At 57.5% G+C, this 4,733-nt stretch carries 6 protein-coding genes; 5 read left to right on the top strand and 1 reads right to left on the bottom strand.

Annotated features, from left to right (window positions below; all coding sequences use genetic code 11):
* The 5 genes from H4I92_RS00045 to H4I92_RS00025 all read left to right on the top strand — a co-directional run.
* Positions 1 to 180 (top strand): hypothetical protein (locus H4I92_RS00045; protein WP_218668090.1); only part of this gene is annotated, 180 nt, incomplete at its 5' end.
* Positions 180 to 1,322: a zonular occludens toxin domain-containing protein gene (locus tag H4I92_RS00040; protein WP_179105568.1), complete on the top strand. Its 1,143-nt coding sequence runs from the start codon at positions 180 to 182 to the stop codon at positions 1,320 to 1,322. The genes H4I92_RS00045 and H4I92_RS00040, both read left to right, overlap by 1 nt.
* A gap of 9 nt (positions 1,323 to 1,331) precedes the next feature.
* Positions 1,332 to 1,880 carry a hypothetical protein gene (locus tag H4I92_RS00035; protein ID WP_077528617.1) on the top strand — a complete coding sequence of 183 codons (549 nt, stop codon included), beginning with the start codon at positions 1,332 to 1,334 and terminating at the stop codon, positions 1,878 to 1,880.
* 134 nt (positions 1,881 to 2,014) lie between these two features.
* Positions 2,015 to 3,280 carry a hypothetical protein gene (locus tag H4I92_RS00030; RefSeq protein WP_077528616.1) on the top strand — a complete coding sequence of 422 codons (1,266 nt, stop codon included), beginning with the start codon at positions 2,015 to 2,017 and terminating at the stop codon, positions 3,278 to 3,280.
* A complete protein-coding gene (locus tag H4I92_RS00025) occupies positions 3,277 to 4,245 on the top strand; it encodes a phage integrase (protein ID WP_077528615.1) in 969 nt (322 codons plus the stop codon). The genes H4I92_RS00030 and H4I92_RS00025 overlap by 4 nt, the downstream gene beginning before the upstream one ends.
* A 63-nt stretch (positions 4,246 to 4,308) precedes the next feature.
* Here H4I92_RS00025 and H4I92_RS00020 read toward each other — a convergent pair whose 3' ends face one another.
* Entirely contained in the window at positions 4,309 to 4,518 is a 210-nt protein-coding gene (locus H4I92_RS00020) for a hypothetical protein (RefSeq protein ID WP_143512554.1), read from the bottom strand.
* Positions 4,519 to 4,733 lie beyond the last annotated feature (215 nt).

Below are 4,733 nucleotides of genomic sequence, written 5' to 3'. Positions count from 1 at the left end.
ATCTCGTTTTTAACGTTGCCGTCTTTCTTTGCGGGTGGACTTTCCGAATTCCTGGGCGGCATTGATCCGGCCGTGATGTATTTTCTGTCGAAATCAGGCCTGGGGGCAGGACTTGAGTTGATCGGCGCCGGGGTGATGTTTCGGCTGACGCGCAAACTGTTAACGCTGGGGCAGTGGTAATGATCATATTTCACGAGGGCTTGCCTGGGGCCGGAAAAACGTATGAAGCAATGGTCTATCAGGTGCTCCCCGCTATCGAGAAAGGCCGAAAAGTGTATGCCTACATCAATGGGATTGATCATAAAAAGATAGCGGGCGTGCTTGATGAATCCGAAGAGCGTGTCCGGTCTTTGCTCATCCCGCTTTCGGAAGACCAGGTCCCGGAAGTGCACAAGCATGTTGAAAATGACTCGTTGGTGGTCCTGGACGAACTCCAGAACTTCTTCCCGGCCGGTCGCCAGAAGCTTTCAGACGGCGTCACTCAGTTTGTCACAGAGCACCGTCACCGCGGTTTGGACATTCTCGGTATCGGCCAGGATATCCGGGACTGTCACAACCTCTGGAAGCGCCGCGTGTCTCAGAAAGTCGTGTTCACCAAGCTTGATGCGGTGGGTGCGGCCAGCCGTTACAACTGGACGGTTTACAAAGCGAAAGCCGGCGAGAAGTTCGAGAAGATCCGCAGCGGTCGCCGCAAGTATGACCCGAAGTATTTCGGGATTTACGCCAGCCACACGCAGGACACCGAAAACACGGACGACTTCAAGGACGACCGGGCGAACATTCTGAAAACGCCAGGCTTTAAGTACGGCCTTCCGGCGGCGGTATTGGTTGGGTTTATGGCGGTTAATTACCTGGTGTCGTTCCTCAATGATCCGGGTTTTGTCGAGAAGGAACAAACCGAAACGGAGCAACAGCAGGCAGGCAATAAAACCCAATCGCAAGAAGTCGTGACCGTCAGCAGGGAAGCGGATCAGTCAAACAGTGAGCGACGTGATGGCGTGAATGCGCCCAGGAAAGAGAAAGAGCCGGAACCGCTGGATTACTTTGACCGGATGGCGGACAAGTACCGGCTGCGCCTGTCCGGCGTGGTTGAAAGCGATGACAAGTTGGTGGGCCGAGTGCAGGCGCTGGATGGGTCCTACCGGGTCCAGGAGCAGTTCCGTTTAACCGCGATCGAGGCGCTGGGGTGGTCCGTTGAGCGCACCGGTTACGGCCTGAAAGTCGAAAAGACGGGGGATCAGCGCACGGTTTCGCATGTTGTGCGGCCCTGGCCTGTTGAGCCGTTCGGATCGGTACCGGACAGCACCAGTGCGAATCTGTGAGGTGGGCTGATGCGCAACGCCACGCTTGATGCAGCCAGGGCCGCCGGGATCGCGCTGATGATCCTGGATCACGTCGCGGTGGTGTATGAGTTGCCGCCGATCATTCGCGACATTACCCGCCCGGCCATGCCGCTGTTCATGGTCACATCGGGGTACCTGTTCACGGGCAAGCTTGGAAAGCGCTACTGGGATGTATGGACAACAGCGGCGATGACCTGGCCGATGGTCGTCATCCTGGAACTGGCGCTGGTGCATGTGCTGATTGTTTATGCGCTGGTGCTGCCACTACTCCGGGCCTCCCCCGGGACGCTGCTTACCCTGGCCTGTGTCGGCCTGCTGCAGACCTACAACTGGCCGATTCCCTGGAACGGTTACCAGCCGGGTTACCTGCTCGCGTTCCTGGTGCTGGGCCAGTTCGCACGCCAGGCCGGCATCCAGATCCGACACCGTGACTGGCCCCAGTGGCTGACCTGGGCGGGACGGTATCCACTGACGGCGTATGGGGTGCACCTGGTGGCGCTTGTGGGCATTACACAGATGCCCTGGAAACCGGGTTAGGGCATCAGCGCGCCGGTCGGCATCCCCTTGCGGACCTGCCGGACCGCTAGGGGATGCCGACCGGCGCGAGACGTCCCTGTAGCACGTCTCACAGTCTTTCTTTGAAAGCCAAACAAGACCACGGAGAACCACAGATGACCATAAAGGATTTTGAACGCCTCGACGTGATGACCGGGGAACTGGGAACCGGTCGGCTGTTCGTCGGCCCTGACGGGTCACAGCTCAACCTGGATCGAGTGAATGTCCTGTGGGCCGGCACCGACACCATCCGCCAGATGTTCGAGGGCCGCCCCGAAGAACACCAGTTCCACGAGATCGCGGACGCCTACGAAGCCGGTGTGGGGTCAACGGTGACCATTGGCGGCCATGAGTTCGCTGTGAAAAGCGGGAAACAGGGTGGCTTCAAGTACATGCTCCAGAACAACCAGCTGGGGCTCACGCTGCTGTATAAGCACTTCTACGCCGAAGTGGACGCCATCTCGACGCACCTGAAAATTGAGTGTTCGCCCCAGTGGCTCTATGAGCGGGACAAGTACCAGATCAACGATGAGCTGTTCCTGTGGGCTGAGAAACTGCTGAAGAACCCGAAACCCAACGCCGTGGCCGTTCACCTGGCTGTGGACTTCCAGGGCTGGGAACCGCCCCAGGACTTCGACAGCCACTTCGTCACCAAGGCTCGCCGGGTCCAGCGTTATGACGGTATGGCGGAATTCCGCTTCCAGGGCTGTGACAGTGCCATTGTCCACGGCCGCGGGACATCCTTCACCTTCGGTAAAGCCAACAGCTTACAGTTCTGTCTCTACAACAAGTCCGAGGAAGTGGACGTCTCCGACAAGCGCGACTTCATGGAATCGATCTGGCGCACGGCCACCAATGACGACACCTTCCCGGCCACCTGTTACGACGAGGAGGCGCCCGTATGGCGGCTTGAGGTGCGATTTCATCAACGCATCATCAACGAACTGTGGCGCGGGACTGAGGCTGTCGGGCCCATTTACACCTATCTGGAAGCGGACAAGCACCTCACGGGACTGTGGCAGTACGCGCTCAGATCGAACCGCTATGAGTACCGCAAGGACTGGGTTCACCCCATCTGGACCTTCCTGCGGGATGAAGTGAGCTTCGGCCACAAGGCCCCGCCGATTGCGTACAAACGCGAAAAAAAGACCCCGGGTTGCGGCAACGAAAAGAACGTCGCCCTTGCCTTCGGCAATCTGCTGAGCATTTATGCGCGCAACCGGTTTAACGCTCAGCAGGCGTGGCACTGCCTCAAGAAGTCCGGCCTATGGAATGACCTGAAATCGTACTACCGAAGGCGGGAAATCACCGAACGAATGCTGTACGAGATGGTCAGGGACGGGCTGACGCAGCGACGGCTGCAGGGGAAAGTGGCGGCATGATCCGCAAGCTCAAATCGGGACGCTGGCAGGTCGACATTCAACCTGGCGGCCGTGGGCGTCGTCGTATCCGCAAAACCTTTGCGACCAAGGCGGAAGCGAAACGGTTTGAACAGCACGTGGAATCACGCCAGGCCGAAAACCAGGACTGGAACCCGGCCCCGGATCGGCGCTCGATCGCGGATCTGGTCCAGGAATGGTACAGCGCTTACGGCTACAGCCTGAAGGACGGTACCAAGCGAAAGCGCAAGCTGGACATGATGGCGCGGTTGCTGGGCAACCCCAGGGCAACGGATTTCACGGCCTCGGACTTTGCCGCCTACCGGCAGCGCCGGCTGGATATGGATGGGGTCAGCCAGAACACGGTGAACCGGGAACAGGCTTATCTGTCGGCTGTGTTCAATGAACTGGCGCGCTTCGATAAGTGGGATTACCCGAACCCATTAAGCGGTATCCGCAAGTTCAAGATCGACGAGCCGGAACTCGCCTTTCTGACCCAGGACGAGATCAATGCACTCCTGGAAGAATGCCAGGCATCATCGAACCCGAGTGTGTATTACGTGGCACGCCTGGCATTGGCAACCGGTGCCCGCTGGTCGGAAGCTGAAGGCGTGACCAGGGCAAACTTCACGCCCTACCGGGTGACGTACAACTACACGAAGTCCGGGAAGTCTCGATCAGTTCCCCTGGATGAATCACTCTACAAAGAGCTGATCCAGGAAGTGCCCTTTGTCAGCTGCGCCGCTGCTTTCCGGCACGCAATCCGACGGGCTGGCATCGAGCTCCCCCAGGGACAGCTGACGCACATATGCCGGCACACGTTCGCGAGTCACTTCATGATGAACGGCGGGGATATCCTGACGCTTCAGCGGATTCTGGGCCATTCGGATATCAAGCTGACGATGCGCTATGCTCACCTGTCGCCGGAGCATCTGAGGGATGCAGTGGAATACGCCCCTAAGCTTTAATGGTACAAGCCTGTGGTTTAGGGGCGTGTATTTTTCCATACAAAAGGTTTTTTGTGATCTCAGTTATGAGGCTGGCAGTTCAGAGATTGTCGTAACGGCTGCATCGAGTGCCGAGGTGGCTTCCGTCTTTTGGTCGGTGGGGATCCATGAATACACCGAGTTCCCCATGATTCCAGCTTTAGCATCTTGAGCAAGTTGTTCAATATCGCAGCCGCTTTTTTGGGCTTCCGCAATGACAGCTTCTAATGCTTGTTGGGCTGAATCTTTGCTCATTGGACTTCCCTCTTTTCTGTTTGCTTCTTCGCACGGTTAAACGTAGCAGGTAATCATGGGGAAATACTATTGGGCGCTTAAAGAACTAAGAGAAGCTGTGTTGACACTTGGTTGACATCCAGAAACAACAAAGCCCGCACGAGGCGGGCTAAGTCTTTGATATTCTTGGTGCCCGGAGGCGGAATCGAACCACCGACACGAGGATTTTCAATCCA

It is taken from the genome of Vreelandella halophila (assembly GCF_019903425.1).
GTDB lineage: Bacteria > Pseudomonadota > Gammaproteobacteria > Pseudomonadales > Oleiphilaceae > Halospina > Halospina halophila.
This window is presented reverse-complemented; position numbering and strand designations above follow the sequence as displayed.

Excerpts from the sequence above, each read along its gene's own strand:
- H4I92_RS00040 (WP_179105568.1), top strand. The coding sequence starts at position 180 with ATGATCATATTTCACGAGGGCTTGCCTGGGGCCGGAAAAACGTATGAA.
- H4I92_RS00035 (WP_077528617.1), top strand. The coding sequence starts at position 1,332 with ATGCGCAACGCCACGCTTGATGCAGCCAGGGCCGCCGGGATCGCGCTG.
- H4I92_RS00030 (WP_077528616.1), top strand. The coding sequence starts at position 2,015 with ATGACCATAAAGGATTTTGAACGCCTCGACGTGATGACCGGGGAACTG.
- H4I92_RS00025 (WP_077528615.1), top strand. The coding sequence starts at position 3,277 with ATGATCCGCAAGCTCAAATCGGGACGCTGGCAGGTCGACATTCAACCT.
- H4I92_RS00020 (WP_143512554.1), bottom strand. The coding sequence starts at position 4,518 with ATGAGCAAAGATTCAGCCCAACAAGCATTAGAAGCTGTCATTGCGGAA.